Raw genomic sequence first — 1445 nt, forward strand, 5'->3', positions numbered from 1 at the left:
AAGTGAAATGCACCCCTAAAGTTAGACATAAAGCTTTTAGAGGTACATTATGAGTAGTTTTCATTCATTAAAAGAAAGATTAGAAACAGTATTAAAGGTAAAGTCTGGCGTACCCATCGTCCAGTTATGCAAAGACCTACACACAGGGCGTGATCAGATTCTCGAGTGGGTACGTCGTTATGATGAACAAGGAGAGGCTGGTTTAGTACGTCATAAGACCTACAGGCAGATTTCTTGTGCAGAAAAAGAACATTTAGTTCGTTTGTATCTGGAAAAAGACTTATCTTTGCGCGAGATTTACACCTCCGCAGACATCAGTCGCACTAATCTTGAGACATGGGTACGTATAGTCCGTAATAGAGGTTACAGTGCGTTGTATGAGGTTAAGCGCCGAGGTCGGAAGCCAAAAGACATGAAGCAGCAAAAGCAAGAAAAGTATGACTCCAAAGCAGAATTAGAGCGACTGCAGGCTGAAAACCTTCGCCTGAGAGCAGAGAATGCATTGCTAAAAAAAGCGAAGGCCTTGATGGAAGAAGAGGAGTCCAGGCTCAGAGGTTCTGGACGCAAGTCATCCAAGCATTAAGGCCGGAGTTTGGACTCAACATACTGTTGGAGATTAATGGGATGGCACGTTCCGTGTTCTACTACCACTTGAAGAAACTTAAAGAAGGTGTGGATAAGTACAAACACGAAAGAGAAGAAATTAAAAGTATCTTCCATGAGCATAAGGGCCGCTATGGCTATAGACGGATAACGGCAGAAATGCGGAACAGAGGATACGTCATTAACCACAAAACGGTGCAGCGCATCATGAAGTCAGAGAATTTGAAATGCCAGATACGCAAGGTAAAATACCGCTCTTATAAAGGAGAGGTTGGTCGTATTGCTCCTAATATACTGGAGAGAGACTTTAAGGCTAGTTCGCCTAATCAGAAATGGGTAACTGATGTTACTCAGATAAATATAAAGCAAACCAAACTATACCTTTCTCCTTTATTAGATCTCTTCAATGGAGAAGTGATCTCTTACAATATTTCTACTACACCCAATTTGGAGCAGATACATGACATGCTGGATAAGGCTTTTGCCAAAGTCAGTCATCTGAAAGGCCTTATTATACACACTGACCAGGGATGGCAGTACCAGCATTACGGATATTGCAGAAAACTACAAAGCCATGATATCATCCAAAGCATGTCAAGGAAAGGGAACTGCTTAGACAATGCTGTGGCTGAGAATTTCTTTGGGATAATGAAGTCGGAACTGCTATATGCAGAAAACTTTGATTCCCCAGAAGAATTTATCAAGGCTTTAGAAGAATATATTGACTATTATAACAATAAAAGAATAAAAATCAAGTTAAATGGTATGAGTCCAGTACAATACAGAATGACTCAATTAAATACGTAAATGTTTAACCCGTCCAACTTCTTGGGGTCACTTCA

General features: G+C 40.6%; 2 protein-coding genes. Both read left to right on the forward strand.

Going from position 1 to position 1445, the window contains the following annotated elements; genetic code table 11:
• Positions 1 to 49: 49 nt before the first annotated feature.
• On the forward strand, positions 50 to 583 hold the full coding sequence (locus tag BLU47_RS14410; protein ID WP_091964514.1) for a helix-turn-helix domain-containing protein: 534 nt from the start codon (positions 50 to 52) through the stop codon (positions 581 to 583).
• Positions 502 to 1410: an IS3 family transposase gene (locus BLU47_RS14415; RefSeq protein WP_143025596.1), complete on the forward strand. Its 909-nt coding sequence runs from the start codon at positions 502 to 504 to the stop codon at positions 1408 to 1410. The genes BLU47_RS14410 and BLU47_RS14415 overlap by 82 nt, the downstream gene beginning before the upstream one ends.
• Positions 1411 to 1445 lie beyond the last annotated feature (35 nt).

Source organism: Prevotella sp. tc2-28 (assembly GCF_900107705.1).
Taxonomy (GTDB): Bacteria; Bacteroidota; Bacteroidia; order Bacteroidales; family Bacteroidaceae; genus Prevotella.